This is a genomic window from Gilliamella sp. A7 (assembly GCF_002142015.1).
Classification (GTDB): Bacteria; Pseudomonadota; Gammaproteobacteria; order Enterobacterales; family Orbaceae; genus Gilliamella; species Gilliamella apis_A.
Map to the genome: position 1 here is coordinate 1 of NZ_NASN01000045.1, position 20,419 is coordinate 20,419.

At 33.9% G+C, this 20,419-nt stretch carries 17 protein-coding genes; 10 read left to right on the forward strand and 7 right to left on the reverse strand.

Annotated elements, in window-relative coordinates; all coding sequences use genetic code 11:
• The first annotated feature begins 267 nt into the window (after window positions 1–267).
• From B6D18_RS09775 to hxlB, 7 genes are all read left to right on the forward strand, one after another.
• On the forward strand, window positions 268–2,244 hold the full coding sequence (locus B6D18_RS09775; protein ID WP_086364283.1) for a transcription antiterminator: 1,977 nt from the start codon (window positions 268–270) through the stop codon (window positions 2,242–2,244).
• On the forward strand, window positions 2,234–2,689 hold the full coding sequence (locus B6D18_RS09780; RefSeq protein ID WP_086364284.1) for a PTS sugar transporter subunit IIA: 456 nt from the start codon (window positions 2,234–2,236) through the stop codon (window positions 2,687–2,689). The genes B6D18_RS09775 and B6D18_RS09780 overlap by 11 nt, the downstream gene beginning before the upstream one ends.
• Window positions 2,690–2,718: 29 nt before the next feature.
• Window positions 2,719–4,056, forward strand: coding sequence for a PTS galactitol transporter subunit IIC (locus B6D18_RS09785; protein WP_086364285.1), 1,338 nt, complete (start codon window positions 2,719–2,721; stop codon window positions 4,054–4,056).
• 14 nt (window positions 4,057–4,070) lie between these two features.
• On the forward strand, window positions 4,071–4,355 hold the full coding sequence (locus B6D18_RS09790; RefSeq protein WP_034901958.1) for a PTS sugar transporter subunit IIB: 285 nt from the start codon (window positions 4,071–4,073) through the stop codon (window positions 4,353–4,355).
• 96 nt (window positions 4,356–4,451) lie between these two features.
• Window positions 4,452–4,967, forward strand: coding sequence for a YjbQ family protein (locus B6D18_RS09795; RefSeq protein WP_086357980.1), 516 nt, complete (start codon window positions 4,452–4,454; stop codon window positions 4,965–4,967).
• 15 nt (window positions 4,968–4,982) lie between these two features.
• On the forward strand, window positions 4,983–5,633 hold the full coding sequence (locus B6D18_RS09800) for a ribulose-phosphate 3-epimerase (RefSeq protein WP_198247254.1): 651 nt from the start codon (window positions 4,983–4,985) through the stop codon (window positions 5,631–5,633).
• Window positions 5,634–5,643: 10 nt separating this feature from the next.
• On the forward strand, window positions 5,644–6,180 hold the full coding sequence (gene hxlB, locus B6D18_RS09805) for a 6-phospho-3-hexuloisomerase (RefSeq protein WP_086364287.1): 537 nt from the start codon (window positions 5,644–5,646) through the stop codon (window positions 6,178–6,180).
• Between the two features lie 269 nt (window positions 6,181–6,449).
• Here hxlB and mmuM read toward each other — a convergent pair whose 3' ends face one another.
• From mmuM to mfd, 5 genes are all read right to left on the reverse strand, one after another.
• Window positions 6,450–7,394 carry a homocysteine S-methyltransferase gene (gene mmuM, locus B6D18_RS09810; RefSeq protein ID WP_086364288.1) on the reverse strand — a complete coding sequence of 315 codons (945 nt, stop codon included), beginning with the start codon at window positions 7,392–7,394 and terminating at the stop codon, window positions 6,450–6,452.
• Window positions 7,394–8,785 carry an S-methylmethionine permease gene (mmuP, locus tag B6D18_RS09815; protein WP_086364289.1) on the reverse strand — a complete coding sequence of 464 codons (1,392 nt, stop codon included), beginning with the start codon at window positions 8,783–8,785 and terminating at the stop codon, window positions 7,394–7,396. The genes mmuM and mmuP overlap by 1 nt, the downstream gene beginning before the upstream one ends.
• A gap of 71 nt (window positions 8,786–8,856) precedes the next feature.
• A complete protein-coding gene (locus B6D18_RS09820; protein WP_086364290.1) occupies window positions 8,857–10,248 on the reverse strand; it encodes a YdgA family protein in 1,392 nt (463 codons plus the stop codon).
• A 94-nt stretch (window positions 10,249–10,342) separates the two neighbouring features.
• On the reverse strand, window positions 10,343–11,869 hold the full coding sequence (locus tag B6D18_RS09825) for a DUF945 family protein (protein WP_086364291.1): 1,527 nt from the start codon (window positions 11,867–11,869) through the stop codon (window positions 10,343–10,345).
• Window positions 11,870–11,901: 32 nt separating this feature from the next.
• The gene (gene mfd / locus B6D18_RS09830; RefSeq protein WP_086364292.1) at window positions 11,902–15,363 is read right to left on the reverse strand and encodes a transcription-repair coupling factor; all 3,462 of its coding nucleotides are present in this window, start codon (window positions 15,361–15,363) and stop codon (window positions 11,902–11,904) included.
• A 159-nt stretch (window positions 15,364–15,522) separates the two neighbouring features.
• On the opposite strand from mfd, the gene lolC reads away from it, so the two are divergent.
• From lolC to lolE, 3 genes are read left to right on the forward strand one after another with little or no spacing between them, the layout of a single operon-like run.
• On the forward strand, window positions 15,523–16,725 hold the full coding sequence (gene lolC, locus B6D18_RS09835; RefSeq protein WP_086364297.1) for a lipoprotein-releasing ABC transporter permease subunit LolC: 1,203 nt from the start codon (window positions 15,523–15,525) through the stop codon (window positions 16,723–16,725).
• A complete protein-coding gene (lolD, locus tag B6D18_RS09840; RefSeq protein ID WP_086364293.1) occupies window positions 16,718–17,416 on the forward strand; it encodes a lipoprotein-releasing ABC transporter ATP-binding protein LolD in 699 nt (232 codons plus the stop codon). Before lolC ends, lolD begins: the two co-directional genes overlap by 8 nt.
• Before the next feature lie 20 nt (window positions 17,417–17,436).
• Window positions 17,437–18,675, forward strand: coding sequence for a lipoprotein-releasing ABC transporter permease subunit LolE (gene lolE / locus B6D18_RS09845; RefSeq protein WP_086364294.1), 1,239 nt, complete (start codon window positions 17,437–17,439; stop codon window positions 18,673–18,675).
• 49 nt (window positions 18,676–18,724) lie between these two features.
• On the opposite strand, the gene B6D18_RS09850 is transcribed toward lolE, so the two are convergent.
• Window positions 18,725–19,453 (reverse strand): rhomboid family intramembrane serine protease, encoded by a 729-nt coding sequence (locus B6D18_RS09850; RefSeq protein WP_086364295.1) that lies wholly within the window; start codon window positions 19,451–19,453, stop codon window positions 18,725–18,727.
• A gap of 47 nt (window positions 19,454–19,500) precedes the next feature.
• Entirely contained in the window at window positions 19,501–19,995 is a 495-nt protein-coding gene (locus tag B6D18_RS09855; RefSeq protein ID WP_086364296.1) for a GNAT family N-acetyltransferase, read from the reverse strand.
• Window positions 19,996–20,419 lie beyond the last annotated feature (424 nt).

Here is a 20,419-nt window from a genome sequence, read left to right on the forward strand (position 1 = left end):
GAGAGTAAAATTACTTAATGTGAATTAGTTATACTTACCTAACGTACTAGATAAATTAATACTTTTCTCATATCTTTCTTCTAACATTAATTGTTTAGTTTTAAAACCTATCACTATGTTTTGTTTGATTTCTATCAAGAAAAGATCACATTCTATTCCAGATTAATCTGGAAAAAAATGTAATCGTCTTATTTATTTAACTAACTATACTTTAAATCATCAAGTTATGAATGTATTGCAACAACAATTAGAAAAAGGAGTTGAGTAATGGAACGACAAATCAAATTACTTAAACTACTTTTTAGCCAATCGGAATTTAAACCGGCTGCTTTTTTTAGTTCAAAATTATCAATTTCAACTAAAACTGTATATTACGATATTGAAAAACTAAATGAACAGTTAATAACGGTACCGAATACGGATATTCGAATCGAAAAGTCTCCCCGTAAAGGGCTAATGCTAGTAGGTGAAAAAACGGATGTTGAGCCGATTATTAGCTATTTAGAACAAAAAAATAGTCATAGCTATTTCAATCAAAAATCACGACGCTTAAGTCCTGAATACCGTCGATTAGATATCGTCAAACGCTGTTTACTTAAAAGCGAATCAGTATCATTGGAACAATTATCGGACGATTATTTAGTCAGTAAAACATCGTTACACAAAGATATTGAATTTATTAATCGGGCTCTTGAGCAAGAAAATATTCTATTAAATGTCACTCATAAAGGAATTTGTATTGACGGTAATGAAAATCAAATTCAACGAGCGATTAAACATTTCTTATCTTTGTATATTCATAAACAAGATGATTATTATCTCAATCAATTGATGAAATCATTTATTGGCGATAACTCTTTTGAACAGATAACTCAGTTATTATTTGAACGTTTTGAATCAGTAGTCGTACAATCTTCAGAGCATTATTTATCTTCATTACTGATATCCATCACCATTCAGCTAAAAAGATTGTGTTTAGGTTATTCAATTCCGGAAGAGAGTGATTTCTTATTTAATCATATCCGATATATGCAATCTTATTTGATTGCCTCGGAACTGGCTAAAACGTTAGAGTTAACTTTTACTGTGACGTTTTCGACCAATGATATTAAATACCTAAGTAAATTGTTTTTTGCTCATCGCATTATTGATGAAAATGTCATTGTTGATGATAGTTTTTATGAGCAAATTATTCGCAGAATTATCAAAAAAATAGGCGATATTGAAAGTGTCGATCTCTCTGGTGATGGAAAATTATTTTACTCATTATTGTCGCATTTCCCACCGATGATTACTCGGTTACAAAAGCAAATTCGTATTATTAATCCAATATTAGATGAAATAAAACAGGAATATTCGAAATTATTTAGTGTGTTATGGTATGCACTTTCAGACTTAGAACGTAAATTTGATATTCATTTAAATGATCATGAAATTTCATTTTTATTGATTCATTTCCAAATAGCCTTAGATAAAGCCGCTGATGCCAATAACATCGTTATTATTTGTCAATATGGATGTTCATCATCAAATTTAATCTTAAATAAAGTCCGCAAATTTTTGCCATCTAAAGATAATATTGAAGTGTATTCTGTGGCTAAACTGAATTCAACTAAGCTTAGTAATGTCGACTTGATCATCACCACTCTTGATATCAAAAATATTAATAAACCGATGGTCAAAATATCATCTTTGTTGAACAAACAAGACTATCAAAATATTATCCAAGCTTACGCTAACTATGTCTTGAATAAGCAATCCGATTTTTCAGACAAAGGTAATTATTACCCGTCTACCGCCAAATTTGTCAATGCGGATTTAATTGAATTAAATGTTGATATTCAACATAAAAGTGAATGTCTTAATTTGCTGATAAGTAAGTTAGAAGATAAAGGCTTAGTGACTAAAAACTATCGTGACTCAGTTTTATATCGAGAAGAAATCGGCGACACTTCAATCGAAAACGGTATTGCTTTACCGCATGGTTCGCCAATGTTTGTTATTAAATCGAGTATCTCAATTATGACCCTCAAACGACCAATAAAATGGGGCATGATTGATGTCAGTATTATTATTATGGTTAGTCTTTCCGAAGACAATATCAATAGCATTAATGACGTTTTTACCGAAATTTATGAAATTGTTTCAAATAAACAAGCAATTTCATCCTTAAAAAATCTCACAAATTTTAAACAACTTAAACAATTTTTGGATAATCAAAGAGGAATCAAGAATGTACTTTGATCAACATTTATGCCTATTTAACATTGAGGCAAAAACCAAAGAAGAGATCTTAACCACAATGGCACAAATGTTATTGTCACATGGCATTGTTAAACAAGATTATTTAACAGGTATTTTAGAAAGAGAACAGCAATACCCGACTGGTTTATTAGTTAATTCGATTGGTTTTGCAATTCCCCACACCGATTCCTCAAAAGTGAATCAATCACAAATTTGTTTTGCATCACTAAAAAATCCGGTGATTTTTTCTGGTATGACCGATGATAAGGAGCAAATACCGGTCAAATTTATTTTCATGTTAGCAATGAAAGAGCCACATGAACAAGTTGAGAATTTACAAAATTTAATCGGCTTATTTCAAAATGAGGAGCAAATAAAATTATTAGAACAATGTCAATCAACTAACGAATTTATCTCTATTTTAAATAGCGCTGGTGTTAAATAGGATGGATTATTTTTATTAAGGAGTTACAAATGGATAGTGTCATTAATATTTTTCAATGGCTAATAAATTTAGGTGGGGTCGTTTTTTTACCTATCATCATTTTTATTATTGCCTTGTTTTTTAGAGTTAGCTTTTCCAAAGCGATGATGTCAGGTATTACCGTCGGTATTGGTATTGTCGGTCTTGGTTTAGTTATTGGTTTATTATCAGATACGTTAGGTGTTGCGATTCAAAAAATGGGTGAGCAATATGGAACGTCATTAAGCATCATGGATATTGGTTGTGGAGTAGGTGGCCCGTTAGCATTCTCAACCACATTGGGATTATTACTCATTCCTGCTTCATTAATTATTAATTTTTTATTTATTTCACTCGGTTGGACTAGAACGTTAAACGTTGATATTTGGAACTTCTGGTTTGCAATTTTCCTCGGCTTAGTGGCTTATTCAGTAACCGGTGAATATTGGGTTGGTATTATTGGTTGTATCACTGCAGTAATGTTGCAATGGTTTTTAGCTGATCTTTTACAAAAACCAATTAGTTCCTTCTTTGGATATCCGGGTATTGCCGTTACTCACCTTATGGCATTATCAGGGGCAATTGTTGCAATTCCATTAAATTGGATATTTGACCGTATTCCAGGACTAAACAAATTAAATGCTGATTCAGAAACATTAACCAAACGATTTGGGATTTTCGGTGATACAGTGGTAATTGGTTTAATCATCGGTATAGTTGTTGGCATCTTAGCTAATTACGATGTTCCTCAAATTGGTAAATTAGCAATTTCAACAGCTGCAATCATGAAAATTATGCCGAAAATGGTGGCAATGTTTATGGAAGGCTTACTTCCAGTAGCTGATGCTGCTCGTGAATTTACCAGTAAAAAACTCAATGGCAAACAAGTTAACATCGGTATGGATGCTGCGTTAACTGTTGGTCATCCTGCGGTAATGGCAACTGCGTTAATTATGGTACCAGTTTCATTATTATTAGCCTTAATTTTACCGGGTAATAAAGTGCTACCTTTTGGTGATTTAGCTTTCTATGCCTTTGGCATCTGTTTAATGGTACCGTTTTTCAAAGGGAATATTATTCGTTCAATTTTAGGTGGCACCATCTATTTGGTCGTCTGCTTATATATGGCAACATGGCTTGCACCAGTTATTACTGATGTATTCCATTTGGCTAATTACGATGTAGGTACTGCTGGTATTGTTACTGTCATTTTATGTGGATTATGGCCAGTAACCTTATTCGTACTGTTGTTAACTCAGCTTGGTTTTATTGGTCTAATTGGTTTAGCGTTAGTTATTCTTTGCTTGCTTATCTATATCAACAAAATCAAAAAAATTGAAATGTATTAAAAGGGAATAATCATATGAAAAATTTACTTATCATGTGTGGTGCAGGGCATGCAACTTCGACTATCGCAGTAAGCAAAGTGAATAAATGGCTTAGTGATGAAAAATTAACAGATCAGGTAAAAATTTATCAATCTAAGATTGCTGATGAACTTAATAAGATTGACTCTTATGATGTGGTTGTAAGCACAACTATTGTACCTGATTCAATTAAAGCTAAAGTAATTAATGGGTTACCACTACTTACTGGTGTTGGATTAAATGAATTTTTTGCTGAATTGAAAAAGCGTTTAGCTATTTAATTTAAATTCAACTTTAAGTTTTGATAATGATCGCCTCATTTATTTTGTGAAGCTTAGCTACAAAGTAGATGGGGCTATAATAAGGAATAAACTATTATGAATATTATTCATCATGCCATTGAAATCAACACGGTTGCAGGTAGGCATTCATACCACGATATTACTGAGCAATTAAAACAGTTTGTAAAGCAATCCAATATCCAAAATGGTCAATTAACGATAGCTACTAGCCATACAACATGTTCACTTTTTTTTGAAGAATGTATGCACGATACTAATTTTTTTGGTGATGAATTTCTGCAAGTTGATATCAACAATACATTAGAAAAAATTGCTCCACGCATGACCAGCGAAAATCAATATAACTCACCGGGTCCAAAGCATGTTGAATTTGGTTTAAGTCTTAGTGATCCTAATTATCCAGCTGAAAAATGGGTTATGTTAAATACAGATGCTCATATCAAATCATCACTGTTTGGTCATTTTTCAATAGTATTAATTATCAAAGATGGTCAGCCATTATTAGGGCAGTTAGGACGAATTTATTTTGTCGATTGGGATGCACTACGTGAAAGAAAACGTAATGTGAATTTTATGTTGATGGGTCGTTAATAAAAGGAGATAATTATGATACTGTCTCCATCACTATTTAATTCTGATCTTTATCAGATCAAAGAAACTCTAGAAAATCTACAAACTTTAGGTATTCGCCAACTACATATTGATGTAATGGATAATCATTATGTACCCAATCTAGGCTTTAATGCTAGTTTTGTTAAAAATCTAAAAGCGCATACTGATTTTATTTTAGATTGCCATCTAATGGTTGAAAAACCTGAATTAGCCATAGTTGATTTTATTGATGCTAAAGCTGATATTATTACCTTTCATTATGAAGCAACGGCGCATCATTCATATATTATTAATAAAATTAAAAATAGTAATATTAAAGTCGGTATAGCTATAAACCCTTGTACACCAGTTGAAAATCTGAAGCTCTTATTACCTCAGGTCGATCAGGTTTTAGTCATGACGGTCAATCCTGGCCAAAAAAATGAAAGTTTTTTACCTTTTACGTTACCAAAAATAGAACAATTGAAAAGTATAAAACAAATCGGTAATTATCATTACGATATTCAGGTTGATGGCAATATTAGCGATCAAAACATATCTTCATGTGTTACGGCTGGCGCAAACAGTATCGTATCGGGGGGATTTATCTTTAACAATAATCCGCTTGAAAGCAACATAGAAAGATTAAAAGCGGCAATCAAATAGGGAAATAATAATGGATACCAAAGATGTATTATCAAAAATATTAACTGAAATATCAGCACAAGTAAGCTCCATCAATGAGGAACAACTTAGCCAATTTAAAAATGCCATTATTGCAGCAAAACACATCTTTCTTGCTGGGACCGGTCGCTCTGGGTTAATGATTGGGGCATTTGCTAATCGATTAATGCATTTGGGCTTGAATGTTAGCTTGATAACTGAAATTAGTAAACCAAAAGCAAATGTTGGTGATTTATTAATTTTAGGATCGAGTTCCGGTGAAACCAAAAGCTTAATTGCTTATGCTAATCAAGCAAAAGCACTTGGCGTTAAAATAATATTATTTACTACCAATGGTAACTCTAGCTTAGCTAAGTTAGCGGATAATATTGTGGCAATTCCAATAAAAGTGCTTGAACTAAATCAACCGATGGGCAGTACGTTTGAACAACTATCATTACTCACTTATGACAGCATTATTTACAGTCTAATGACAGAATTGCAACAGACGCCAGAATTAATGAAAAACCGTCATGCTAATATCGAATAGAATACAAACTAAACTTACACCCTTGAGATAAAATTCTACTTATTACAGTAGTTCCAATCTTAAAGGAGAACGATAAATATTTCATTATTAAATTTGAGCCAAAAAATTTTGAGGAAAGCTCTTTTTTGAAGCAAAAAATTTGAGGAGAGGGGTTTTTTAGGTTATAAAATTCCTAATTGTACAAAAAACACCGTTAATTTATCTTATCGATTTAATTAACGGTGCTGATTTATTTGTCTATAGCTATAAATGTAAACTATCGATTATACTTAATTAGCTGCTTTTAAATAATGAGCAATTTGTGCAATATCATTTGGAGTTGTTTGACAGCAGCCACCAATCAATTTGGCCCCTAACTTGATCCAAACTGGCAATTGATTATCAAAGCTACAATTATGTTGATGATTTTTGTGCCATAGTTTAGTGGTTGGATCATATTGCTCACCTGAATTAGGATAAACAATTAAAGGTTTCGCCGTGAGTGTTTGTAATTCGGTTAATGCCAGAGAGACCTTTTCTAAGGCAATGCAATTAATACCGATACTAACCACCTGATCAATCTGATTTAGATAATCAATCACTTCGACAAGTGGAGTTCCATCACTAAGGTGATTGGCATCTTTTAACGTTAACGAAAACCATGCTGTCATTGTGGGATAATGTTGTAGTAATTTAGCTAACGCTTTTATTTCAACAAAGTTGGGTAGGGTTTCACAAGCTAAAATATCAACTTTTGCCTCAATGAGTGATTGCATTCTGGCCTGATGAAAATCGATAAATTCATTTTCACTGAGTTGATAATTGCCAGTATATTCTGAACCGTCTGCCAAAAAGGCTCCGTAGGGCCCTACCGAACCAGCGATAACTAATAACTTATCTGACTTAATTTGATCTAGATATTGCTGCTTGGCTTGTTGAGCTAGTGCTACACTTTGTTTTATCAAATTTATTGATTCGGCAAGTGATATCCCTTTTTGGGCAAAACCTAATGGTGTCGCTTGATAGCTAGCGGTAATAGCACAATCCGCCCCTGCATTAAAATAGTCATAATGAACTTGTCTAATTAGATCGGGTTGTTCAATTAATACTTTAGCTGACCATAAGCTATCATTAAGATCACAACCACGGCGCTGAAGCTCACTTGCTAAAGCACCATCAATAATCACGTAGTTATTTTGGTTTAATAACTGCGAGAGAGGATTTTCTTTTGACATTATCGATTTACTCGTTGTTGATAAGCTCGGGTAATATGATTGGCGATATAGCAAACCACTACAAATGGAATACCACAATAAAGGGCAATCCGTTGTTCAGGATCGAAAGCCAGTCCAATACAAGCAATTAAACATAATATAAACCCTAAAATTGGCACTAATGGATAAAGTGGGGCTTTATATTTTAGTGATCGTATTTCAGATGTTGAGAGTTGTTTTCTAAAAAAGTAATGTGAAGCACAAATACTTAACCAAACAGCAACAACGGCAAATCCTGAAATTGCCGTTAAGCCTACAAATACAGTATCGGGAGCAATAACACTGGAGAACAAAGCTAATAATCCTCCAATCATACTAACGGCAATAGCAGTAGTTGGAATACCTTTTGGATTTAATTTACCAAAGCATTTTGGCAATGTACCTTGATTAGATAGCGACCATAACATGCGTCCAGATGCATATAATCCAGAGTTAGCGGCGGATAAAATAGCAGTTAAAATGACAAAATTCATAATGTCAGCAGCATAAGGAATTCCGATACTTTCAAATACTTCAACAAATGGACTTTTAATAACGCCAGCTTGTTCCATTGGTAATAGGGCTGCTAACACAAAAATAGTACCAACAAAAAAGATAATCAATCGTAGAATAGTCGTTTTGATGGCTAGTGGAATGGTTTTTTCCGGTTGATGGGTTTCGCCAGCGGCTATACCGATAAGTTCTGTTCCTGAAAATGCGAAATTCACTGATACCATGGTCATAACAATCGGAATAATACCATTAGGAAACCAGCCATGTTCGGTAATATTGTGCAAAAATGGAGCAGGTAGGTTATTTTTCATTGGAATAAACCCAAAGATAGCCGCACTACCAGCGATGATAAATACAATAATAGTAATCACTTTAATGATGGAAAACCAAAATTCACTTTCGGCAAAAAATTGTGCGGTAATAATATTTAATAAGAAAATCACTACACAGAAAACTAAGCACCAAACCCAAACTGATACTTGAGGGAACCAATATTGCATACATAAACCGGCCACAGTTAAATTTGAGCCTAATGCCACAGTCCAAGTTAACCAATAGAGCCAAGCAACAGTATAGCCGGTTGCAGGACTAATAAATTTTGATGCATAAGTATGAAATGCGCCAGTTTCAGGCATCGCAACAGCCAGCTCTCCCAAGCAAAGCATAACTAAATAGACAACAATTGCACCAATTAAATAAGCAACAATAGCACCAATGGCGCCAGCAGTAGCGATGATATACCCAGTATTAAAAAATAATCCAGTTCCAATAACACCACCTAGTGATAACATGATTAAGTGGCGAGTTTTCATTGATCGTTTAAATTGATTTTCAGGCTCAGTAGAAGAGTTTTTGTTCATATTAAATATTAACTCATTAAGTTGTTTTTTGAAGGATACTCCGCCCAATGGCAGGCGGAATTTTTTTGAGATTAACGGTTTAAATTATTTAAAAATTCTTCTTTGCTAATTGTTTTTCCATTGAGAGTTACTTGATCCTTAGATTTTAAATAATTGAGTTCGCTAAATATGCCATCAATATCGCCTTTATTAAAGGTAATCAAAGGTAAACGGCCCAGCGCCATCTGCGCCATAAATTGTAAATTATAGCTTGTTTTTTGCAGCTGATTATCGGTTATTTGTTCTGACTCAGGATCTTCTATTTGTGACATAAATCTTGCCATTACAGCAAATGGTGCTTCAATTTTCATTGAAAATTGGTTAACTGTATCAATGCCTTGAAGATGCATTGTCATTGGTTTAAGATTGTCTACATCAATTAATGCATTAAAGTTGATATCACCTGAAGCATTATGCCAACGAACTTTTTTAATGTTTATTTTAGTATTGGTGACATTTGAGTTATTAGCTGAATCTAAAAACAAAGCTAACTGGGGAATATCACTTATAAATGCTTTATCTAATCCTTGAATATTCAGGTCAAGAGATCCATTACCCATTTTTTGTTTGCCATAATTAAGAGCATCAATTGTTATTTTCATATCACCTTCAATACCTGCTGGTTTGTTGGCAAGCTTCTGTTTAACATTGATATTTTTAAATGTAATTGCTGGTTTTCTGGTCATGGTTTTAAAATCGATAACTAAATCATCAACACTGTTTTTAGATTCAAAGATGCCATTTTGATAATTAAATTCATTACTAACTTTAAAATTATTTATTTTTAGCTCGTTACCATCATGTCTTTTATAATTTAAATTATCAACAGAAAATGAGACAGATGATGGTGTAGATTCTAAGTATTTAATTGACACTTTATAATTAATTCTGCCTAATTCTAGTTTACCTTCAAGAAATTTCTTATTAAAATCTTCATCAGTAAAAACAATTGGTTTTGTTGTCAAATTAATAGTCATATCATCAGAATAGGACAAATTGATATGTCCATTTACAAATGGTTGATTGCCAGCAAGTTTCCATAAATCTGGATTTGATTGTTGTGTAGCTTGATACTCAATCGAAGCCATTTGTGGCGAAAAAGTGCCTTGTTTTAAGGCGGCTATTGGGAATGGTCCGTGATGAATAACGATATCATCATCATATAGTGTAATTGAAGACTCGGACCCATTTAATGGTTCTGCTGTGATTTTTATATGTGATTTGGTTGAGAAAATCCCTTTTTTATCATCAGAATGGATGATTTTTAATTCGAAATAATCTTGTAAACTATTAGCTTGTTTAGTTAAGTTTTTTAATGTGTTATCTAACTCGTCTTCAATTACATTACCGGTATGCCATGCTATACCGACATAACTAAGGCCTAATATTCCAATAACACCAATTGCTAGGGTACTTTTCTTCATGTTTACTCTCTCATTTTTGTTACTTTTAATTATTTTTTAATATAACTTATTTTCACTATTTTCGATTAAAAAAAGATGTAACGACTTTTATTGGTTATTCAAACAGATCTAAAACCTCACTTTTGTTATAAATTTGGCCATTAATATTAGCCTTGTTACTATCTTTAAGTATATCAATATCGATAAATAAACCTTGTTCTTGACCTTTGCTAAATTTAAATATCTGAGAATCATTGAACATATATATCAAGTTTTTTTGGACTGTTTTTTTCGATTTGTTAAACTGTTCCTCAGTGAGAGCACTATGCTGAGGATCATCATATTGGGCATAGCTGTAGGCAAGTACATTAAGCGGTGCATTAACATGTAATGAAAAATTATTAATGTTATCTAAAGGATTATCTAGCATATAAATGTCATAAGGTTTTGCGATATCAAGTAATCCTTTAATATTGACATCACCTTTTTTATTACGCCAGTTTAAATTTTTAAGCTCAAATTTACTGTTAATTGGTTGATCATAGTGAGTTTCTTCATCGATAAACTCTTCGCCAAATATTTCTTTGTCTAAACCTTGATAATCAAGATCTATTTCTGCTTTACCTAAGTTTTGTTGCCCATATAAGATTGAATCAACACTGCTAGTGAATGAACCATTAAGAACTCGAGTATCACTTAAATCAACTTTTTGCTTGATTGAAAGCTTGTTTAATATGATGAAGGGTCGTTCTTCATCTGACTCAGGAATTAAGGTAAATTTATCAAGATTAGCATTTAAGGTAATATTTTGATTGTTGGAATCAATAGTTCCATTTGCTCTTAAATTCTCGATTGAAAAGGTGTCATTATCAGTTTCGTCATAGTCATAATCATCTAGATAATAAAAATAAATATCTCTTAAATTTGTTTTTAAAGAATCTAAATTCAAATTATAACCAATCATAGTTGACTGTTTTTCGCCATCAAGATCAATGTGAAGTTTATCTAATGTAAGATAGTAAACGGTTTTTTGAGTCTGAAATTTATCTAAATCTAGCGTTATCGAAGGGATAGCTGAGTCAATATTACTAATAAATGTAAAACTACCTTTGCCTAATTGGTATCCAACTTTAAAACCATAATCAGTTTCTCTATACTTACTGATTTCCTTGCTAAAAAGCTTTATAATCATATTTTCACTATAATCTAAACTAATATAGCCGGTAATAAAGGGTTGATTATTATTCGCCTTCCATAATAAAGGATTGGATTCTTCGCTAGTTTCATATTCAACCCAAGCCATTTGTGGTGAAAAAATACCTTGCTTTAAAGCGGCAATTGGGAACGGGCCATGATGAATAGTGAAATCCCTATCAGCGAGTGTAAATACATCACCAAAACTACCATCTTTAGAGGATAAGGTTATATTAATATGTGTTTTGGTCGAAAATAGCCGTTTCTCATCATTAGAATGGCTAATATTGATTTTAAAAACATTTTGGCTATTGTTGAACTGTTCAGCTGCTAATGTTAACGATTTATCTAGATCATTTTCAATCACGTTGCCAGTATGCCAGGCAATACCGACATAACTTGAACTTAATATAGTAATAACGCCAATTGCAAGTGTCGTCTTTTTCATTTTTACTCTTTATATTCCGTTATATTTTTTAGTTATTTTTCTTGATGATCTGCAAAATCTGCTAATAAATCTTTAATATAATCAATGCGATCAACTCGTTGTAAATCAGATTTTAGTAATTTTAATCGATTTGTCCCTTCTAAGCGATAATTTTTTGGTGATTTTTGAATTGTTTCGATTAAATAATCGATCGCAATTTTGTTGTTAGAACCGAATTCTATAAAACCACCTTTTTCACCGTATTCAATTTTTGTGATACCCAATTTACTTGCTTGATAGCGTATTTTAGTGGTTTCTAATAAAAATAGCACCGGATCGGGTAATTGACCAAAACGGTCACGCATTTCAACTTTTATATCGGTGAGTTCATCTAGATTTTCAATACTAGCAATTCGTTTATATAGTGATAATCGGGTATTAACATCTGGGATAAAATCATCTGGAATTAGAGTTGGTAACCGTAATTCAACTTCAGTTTGTTGATTATTAAGTAATGATTCAAGGGTTGGCTCTTTACCTTCTTTAAGCGATTTAACTGCATCATCAAGTAATTCAATGTACAGGTTAAAACCTATTGTTTCAATTTGACCACTTTGATCACTACCGAGTAATTCACCTGCACCCCGTATTTCAAGATCATGTGTGGCTAAAGCAAATCCAGCACCCAAATCTTCTAAAGTAGCAATAGCATCAAGGCGTTTTTTAGCATCTTTAGTTAGTAATTTCGGGTGTGGTGTCAATAAATAAGCATAGGCTTGGTGATATGATCGACCAACTCGACCTCGCAATTGGTGTAACTGAGCAAGACCAAATTTATCAGCACGATCGATAATAATGGTATTGGCATTGGGAATGTCAATTCCAGTTTCGACAATAGTGGTACACACTAATAAATTGAATCGTTGGTGATGAAAATCATTCATAACTCGCTCAAGATCACGTTCATGCATCTGACCGTGACCTATAGCAACACGAGCTTCAGGTACCAGTTCAGTTAGTTTTTCTGCCACTTTTTCAATATCCGAGACATCATTGTGTAGATAATAAATCTGACCACCACGCAAAATTTCCCGTAGAATAGCTTCACGAATGACTAAATCATCAGATTCTCGAACAAAGGTTTTTACAGCTAATCGACGCGCAGGTGGTGTAGCAATAATTGATAAATCACGCATACCACTCATTGCCATATTTAGGGTACGTGGAATAGGGGTGGCGGTCAAAGTAAGTATATCGATATTGGCTCGCATTGCTTTGATTCGTTCTTTTTGACGAACACCAAAGCGGTGTTCTTCATCGACAATTAATAAACCTAAATCTTTCCATTTTACATCTTCTTGTAATAATTTATGGGTACCGATGACAATATCGATTTTACCTTCAGCAAGTTCTTGAATAATGGCTTGCTGCTGTTTAGCGGTTTTAAATCGAGACAAACTTTCGATTCGGATCGGCCAATTGGCAAATCTATCACAAAAACTCTCATAATGTTGCTGGGCCAGTAATGTAGTCGGTACTAATACGGCGGTCTGCTTATGGTTGATCACAGCTAAGAATGCGGCACGAATAGCCACTTCAGTTTTACCAAAACCAACATCACCACAGACTAATCGATCCATTGCATAAGGTGAACACATATCACCAATGACTGCACCAATGGCATTTTGTTGGTCGTCGGTTTCTTGATACGGGAAAGCTTGGCAAAACAGCTCATATTGTTCACGATTTTGTTTAAATTCAAAACCGGGTTTACTTTCTCGTTCAGCATAAATATCAAGTAATTCAGCAGCAACATCACGTACTTTTTCGGCTGCCTTTTGTCTTGCCTTACTCCAGGTATCCGTACCTAACTTGTTTAGTGGGGCATTATCTTCATCACCGCCAGAATAACGGCTAATTAAATTTAGTGATGAAACTGGAACATAGAGCTTAGTATCATTTGCATAAAGCAGTATAAGGTATTCGGCGGTGATACCACCAGTTTCTAATGTCGTTAAACCTGCATAACGACCAACACCATGCTCTAAATGTACTACTGGTTTACCGGGTGTTAATTCGGCTAAGCTACGAATTAAACTATCGGTATTGATTGCCTGTTTGCTCTCTTTTTTTCGACGAATAACCCGACGACCTAATAGTTCGTTTTCAGTGATAAAGGCGAAATTTTGTTGCTGATCGATAAAACCTTGTTCGCTGGCACCTATCATTAAAAAGTAGCGATTTTCGGCATTGGCTAATTGATCAAGTTGTGAGATGGATGTCGGATGTATTCGCATTCGGCCTAAGATTTCTTGCAATGCATCTTTACGGCCTTCCGATTCAACAGAAAAGATAATTTTACCTTGGAAATCTTGGGTAAATTGCTCAAAATGTAAATAAGGTTGTTTTTGCTGAATTTGAATCGCAATCTCTGGCAATAAACTAAACGGTAAATTAATGCTTTTGTTCGAATCACTAATTTCAGCATGTGATACAGTAATTCGAGGGTATTGTTTAAAATGGGCAAAAATTTCATCGGTTTTTGACCAAATTATCGTTGGCGTTAACAATGGTCGCATCGGATCGACTTTGCGACTTTCATAACGTTGCGTAATATCTTGCCAATATTTATTAGCAAATTGTTCAATATTTGCTGTGTTAATGATCAACGTATTGGATAAAAAGTAAGAAAATAGTGGGGTAAGTGGTTCGTTAAAAAATAGTGCCTGCCAATATTCGATACCTGTAGGTAAAATATTTTTACTAACTTGTTGATAAATACTTTCAGGATCGAGCCTTACTTCAAATTGCTCTCGCCATTGACTACGAAATAATTCGATGGATGTTTTATCGAATGGAAACTCATGGGCTGGAAGAAGTTGAATTTCATTAATTTCATCGAGTGTTCGCTGACTTTCAACATCAAAAGTGCGAATACTATCTATTTCGTCATCAAAAAAGTCGATACGATATGGCTTCTCACTGCCCATTGGGTAGATATCAAATAGCGCACCACGAGTAGCATATTCACCATGCTCCATAACTTGACTGACTGAACGATAACCAGCATTTTCAAGTTGTAACCGCAGATTTTCACGGCTTATAGCTAAGCCTTTCTTCATCATAAATACATGCCCACCTAAGTAGTTTTGTGGACACACTTTTTGCATAAGAGTATTAATTGGTAGGATTAAGGCCCCTTTAGTTAAATGACCTAGCTGATAAAGACACGATAAACGCTCTGAAACAATATCTTGATGCGGTGAAAAACTATCATAAGGTAACGTTTCCCAATCGGGGAAAAAAATCGATGGGAAAGTTGAAAATTGTTTCAACTCTTCATGAAGACGAGTTGTTTGTTGCATGTCATCTGTAACAATCACCACTAAACCATCGTGCGCAGCAATAGCCTGTGCACAAAATTGGGATAGGGAAGAACCAACAAGTTGGCCGACTTGTTTTACTTCACCTGATTTTTTAGGAATGATGTTAGAAATGTTATATGTTTTTGACATGTTAGAATAATAGATAGTTGCGACAATGTTAGCCTAAGATTATAACGTAATTATATGGTTGTTTTCTATAACTGTTTAATCCTGTATGATAAGCAGTTAAAATTTAACTGGTTAAACTTAATTGAAAACTTTAGGTACTTTATAACTATTATGTCAAAAATATTTCGTCCATTAGTGTTTTATATAGGTTTACGCTATGTATACGGGCAAAAAACCGATGGGTTTGGTCGCTTTGTTTCTTGGCTATCTATGATTGGCATCATGCTTGGTTCTATCGGTTTGATTGTGGTTTTGTCGGTAATGAATGGATTGGAAGATCAGATGCAAAATAGTATCTTAAAGTTTTTCCCCCAAGCGCAAATTACTTCAAAAACCGGAAGAATCGATACAACTGTCATTCATTCTAAACAATTTGAAAATATACAAGGAGTTGAACGAATTACCCCAATAATTACCGGTGATGTGGTATTACAAAGTCAGCAAAGTATTACGGTTAGTACCTTAATGGGGATCACCGCAGCGGATCATGATCCAATAGAAAATTATGTTTACACTGGTTCTATCGATTCATTACAAGCGGGTAGCTACAATGTGATACTGGGGCAGACATTGGCTAATCAACTCGGTGTTTTGGTTGGTGACAAAATACGCTTAATGGTTACCGATGCCAGCCAAATTACACCGGTTGGACGTATTCCTTCACAACGTTTGTTTACTGTAAGTGGATTATTTTCGGTCAATTATGACATTAACCAAGCGTTAATCTATATCAATCAATCTGATGCCAAAAATTTATTACGTTATCCAGCGAATAATATTAGTGGTTGGCGATTATTTTTAACTCATCCCCTGGAAATCGCATCAGTAACTAATCACCCGTTACCCGACGATTTAGTTTTTACTGATTGGCGCGCAAAACGAGGTGAGTTGTTCCAAGCAATTAAGATGGAAAAAAATGTAATGGGCTTATTGATTAGTTTGATTGTGATTGTAGCCGCTTTTAACATTATTACTTCATTAAGTTTGTTGGTTATGGAAAAACAAGGGGAAGTCGCGATTTTAAAAACGCAAGGCTTGTCACGTTTTAAGATTTTGCTGATTTTTATTATTCAAGGTGCAAGTTCTGGCGTCATAGGTACTTTACTTGGTAGTGCCATAGGGCTGTTACTTGCTTCATATCTTAATGAATTGATGTCAGTGCTTGGTTTATCCTTTGCTGGTATTGAATTACCTAGTTTAGTGGAGCCCTCACAGATAGTATTTATTATTTTTGGATTACTTATGTTATCACTAATTTCAACACTTTATCCTGCGTATCGTGCAGCCAATATTCAACCAGCGGAGGCTTTACGTTATGAGTAATTTACAGCCACTTCTTTCGGCTAAAAATCTTTATAAAACCTATAAAGAAGGAAAAATGGTCACTGAAGTACTTAAAAATGTTTCATTTGATATTTATCCGCAATCATTATTAGCAATTATTGGTAGCTCAGGATCAGGAAAAAGTACCTTATTGCATCTGTTGGGAGGATTGGACAAACCAACCTCAGGTGAAATCGTATTTAAATCACAACAGCTTAATCGGTTATCAGAACAAGAAAAAGCTCATTTACGTAATCAAGAAATTGGTTTCGTGTATCAGTTTCATCATCTACTTCCAGACTTTACCGCACTTGAAAATGTGGCGATGCCGTTATTGATTGCTGGTACCTCACCAAGTGAGGCTAAAAAACGGGCTATGGCAATGTTAGAGTCGGTGAATTTAGTTAAACGTGCTAATCACCGCCCGGCAGAATTATCTGGGGGCGAACGTCAACGAGTAGCAATAGGTAGGGCTTTAATTAATAATCCGGCTTTAGTGATGGCTGATGAACCTACTGGTAACTTAGATAAATCGACTGCTGACGCCATTTTTGATCTGTTAATCAAACTGAATCGCGAACATGGCACGGCATTTTTAGTCGTAACTCATGATTTAGTTCTAGCGAATAAACTTGATCAACAGTTGATCATGAGTGATGGTCAGTTATCTACTAGTAATTCTGTTAATTAAAGGTGAATGGATAATTAAATATGAATTTATCGTTAATTACAGCCATTAAATTTCGTAAAGGTCGCCGTAAAAGTGGCATGGTTTCGTTGATATCTATTATCTCAACTTTGAGCATTGCTATTGGTATTGCGGCATTGATTATTGGTTTAAGTGCCATGAATGGTTTTGAACGAGAACTCAATGATCGGGTGTTATCGGTAGTACCGCATGGTCAAATTTATTCTCAATATGGTAACTTAAATAATTGGCAACATGTTCAAGCAGAGTTACAAGAGAATAAAAATATCCAATCTGTGACGCCTTATGTTAGCTTTACCGGATTGATTGAAAATGGAAGTAAACTTAGTGCCGTTGAAGTACAAGGATTTGATCCAGAACAAGAACAGAAAATCAGTTCGTTGCCAAACTATGTCCTTAATCATAGATGGCAAGATTTTAAGGCTGATAGTCAGCAAATCATTTTAGGGGCAGGATTAGCTAAATCGTTAGCGGTTAAAGAAGGACAGTGGGTTACCTTGCTTATTCCTGTGTCAAACAATCCTGAGCAACTTAAGCCTCCAAGGCGAGTTCGTTTGCAGGTACATGGTATTTTAGATCTAAGTGGTACGTTGAGTAACAATGTTGCTTTGTTACCATTAGCCGATTCACAAAAGTTACTTGCTATTGGTGACAGTGTCACGGGATTAATGCTTAATGTCAATAATGTCTATCAAGCAAGTTCTATTATTGGTCATGCAACATTGATTCTAGAAGAAGATCTTAGTTTCAATAGTTGGGAACATACCTTTGGTTTCATGTATCGTGATATTCAAATGATTCGACAAATTATGTATTTAGCGATGATTGTGGTTATTAGTGTAGCTTGTTTTAATATCGTGTCGACACTGGTTATTGCAGTAAAAGATAAACAACGTGATATTGCTATTCTTAAAACACTTGGAGCGACTAATCGTCTAATAAAACGTATTTTTATTTGGTATGGCGTGCTTTCCGGATTAATTGGTAGTGTCATTGGTGTGCTACTTGGATCTATTTTAGCATGGCAACTTTCCAATATTATGGCAGCAGTTGAATCAATGATGGGACATAAATTTTTAAACAGCAATATCTATTTTGTTGATTTTTTACCATCAGAAATTCATTTGTTGGATGTCATCATGGTATTTATTACTGCTATGTTGCTAAGTTTGATTGCCAGCTATTATCCAGCCCAAAGAGCTTGTAAAATCGATCCGGCTCGCGTGCTAAGTAGCTATTAATGAATAATTAAGCATAAACAAGGCACAATATCTGATTTGTGCCTTATTTTTAATAATATTGATAGCCACTTATCAATTGATAATGCCGATAGCCCCAATATAAAAGTAAAGATGAAATTATTAATATCGTGATAATTAATATTGTGCAGATCTGTTTTTGATAGCGGAATTTCTCTAAACAAAGGCTAATTAATCCGCCTAAAATAAAGCCAGTAATTGCTCCACCAATATGGGCCATATTATCGATAGAAGGTAGCAACCCTAAACCAAAGGTCAGTAATAAACTGACTACGATTGATTTGATTGGCATCTCTTGTAAGTCAGTACGATTAATTAAGCAATACGCAAGTAATGCAGTGATAATTCCTAAAATTGCACCAGATGCGCCACAACTTATGACATTATGGTTAATAGTGGCAACATCACTGGCTAAACTACCAAATAACCCTGATAACAGATAAATGCCAAGAAAGGCTAATGGTGGTAGCAAGCGTTCTAAAATAATGCCAATACTCCATAATGCTAACATATTCATGGCAAGATGGGTTAAGCTAACATGCATAAAAATATTGGTAAACAAGCGCCAATATTGCCCCGAAAAAGTTAACTGAGCAATATCAGCCCCCCAATCAATTAGGAATCTATTTTGGCTAAATGTTGAGAATCCCCGCTCATCAAGTAATCGAGATATAAGAAAACAAGCAATATTAAGCAATATTAAAATACTGGTAATTTTTGCTTGATTATAGAGCGGTTGAACATTTTTTAATATAGACATATGCTAAGGTTTCCGTTGAAAAACTCACATTAAATTAGATGATTAGTTTAATCAAATCGCTTACCTAAAATAACTAAATCACGTTTAACACCATCAAGTTCAGCAATTTTGGGTAGTAATGCCCATTGTTGATAATGCATTTTTTCGAATAGCTTAATGCTTGGAATATTATGGCCAAAAACATAGCTCAATATGGCATCAATACCGGCTTGTTTGGCAAATGACTCAATTTCTTGCACAGCAGTTTGGCCTATTTTTTTGCCTCTAAAATCTTGATGAAGATAAAGACTGATTTCAACTGTTTTATCAAAAGCCGGACGTCCATAAAACGAAGATAAACTTACCCATCCACAAGGTTGATTGTCATATTTGATTAACCAAAGCGGACGTTTTTGTGGATTATGTTGTTCAAACCAAGCGAAGCGACTTTCGACTGAAACTGGTTGTAAATCGGCGGTAATTTGACGGCTAGCAATGGTTGAATTATAAACATCAACAATAAAAGGTAAATCATCTAAAGTAGCATCAACATAAGTAATCATAAGTGTAAAAGAGTAGTGATTAATTGCTACTCATTGTAATGGCTTTGTTATTAGCTAGCAATATTTGTTAAAGTTGATTAAATAGAGATTAATTACAAAATCGAAAAAAACAACCTACTCATAAAAGGTATTTTACAATATTTTTGTAATGGTTTAATATAACATTTTGCAAAAAATTACATAAAAATTATTATACATCAATCGTTTTAGATTGATATTTTATTCACATTTTTAATGATTTTAGTTTAATGGATTCTAAACTAATAAACAGGACATTATTGTTTTTAATTGAATGTTAATTTCAACAAGGATTAGTGAAATTATGTTAAAATACAGTCGTAATCGGGCTGGTAATGTATTAATACACAAGTATTTATATAACCATTTAAACAAAAGCATATCGTTTTTTTTACAACTCTTATTT

Coding starts and splice junctions, on each gene's coding strand:
- mfd (WP_086364292.1), bottom strand. CDS start 15,363: ATGTCAAAAACATATAACATTTCTAACATCATTCCTAAAAAATCAGGT.
- B6D18_RS09825 (WP_086364291.1), bottom strand. CDS start 11,869: ATGAAAAAGACGACACTTGCAATTGGCGTTATTACTATATTAAGTTCA.
- B6D18_RS09775 (WP_086364283.1), top strand. CDS start 268: ATGGAACGACAAATCAAATTACTTAAACTACTTTTTAGCCAATCGGAA.
- lolE (WP_086364294.1), top strand. CDS start 17,437: ATGAATTTATCGTTAATTACAGCCATTAAATTTCGTAAAGGTCGCCGT.
- hxlB (WP_086364287.1), top strand. CDS start 5,644: ATGGATACCAAAGATGTATTATCAAAAATATTAACTGAAATATCAGCA.
- B6D18_RS09820 (WP_086364290.1), bottom strand. CDS start 10,248: ATGAAGAAAAGTACCCTAGCAATTGGTGTTATTGGAATATTAGGCCTT.
- B6D18_RS09855 (WP_086364296.1), bottom strand. CDS start 19,995: ATGATTACTTATGTTGATGCTACTTTAGATGATTTACCTTTTATTGTT.
- lolD (WP_086364293.1), top strand. CDS start 16,718: ATGAGTAATTTACAGCCACTTCTTTCGGCTAAAAATCTTTATAAAACC.
- B6D18_RS09785 (WP_086364285.1), top strand. CDS start 2,719: ATGGATAGTGTCATTAATATTTTTCAATGGCTAATAAATTTAGGTGGG.
- B6D18_RS09795 (WP_086357980.1), top strand. CDS start 4,452: ATGAATATTATTCATCATGCCATTGAAATCAACACGGTTGCAGGTAGG.
- B6D18_RS09780 (WP_086364284.1), top strand. CDS start 2,234: ATGTACTTTGATCAACATTTATGCCTATTTAACATTGAGGCAAAAACC.
- mmuM (WP_086364288.1), bottom strand. CDS start 7,394: ATGTCAAAAGAAAATCCTCTCTCGCAGTTATTAAACCAAAATAACTAC.
- B6D18_RS09850 (WP_086364295.1), bottom strand. CDS start 19,453: ATGTCTATATTAAAAAATGTTCAACCGCTCTATAATCAAGCAAAAATT.
- B6D18_RS09790 (WP_034901958.1), top strand. CDS start 4,071: ATGAAAAATTTACTTATCATGTGTGGTGCAGGGCATGCAACTTCGACT.
- B6D18_RS09800 (WP_198247254.1), top strand. CDS start 4,983: ATGATACTGTCTCCATCACTATTTAATTCTGATCTTTATCAGATCAAA.
- mmuP (WP_086364289.1), bottom strand. CDS start 8,785: ATGAACAAAAACTCTTCTACTGAGCCTGAAAATCAATTTAAACGATCA.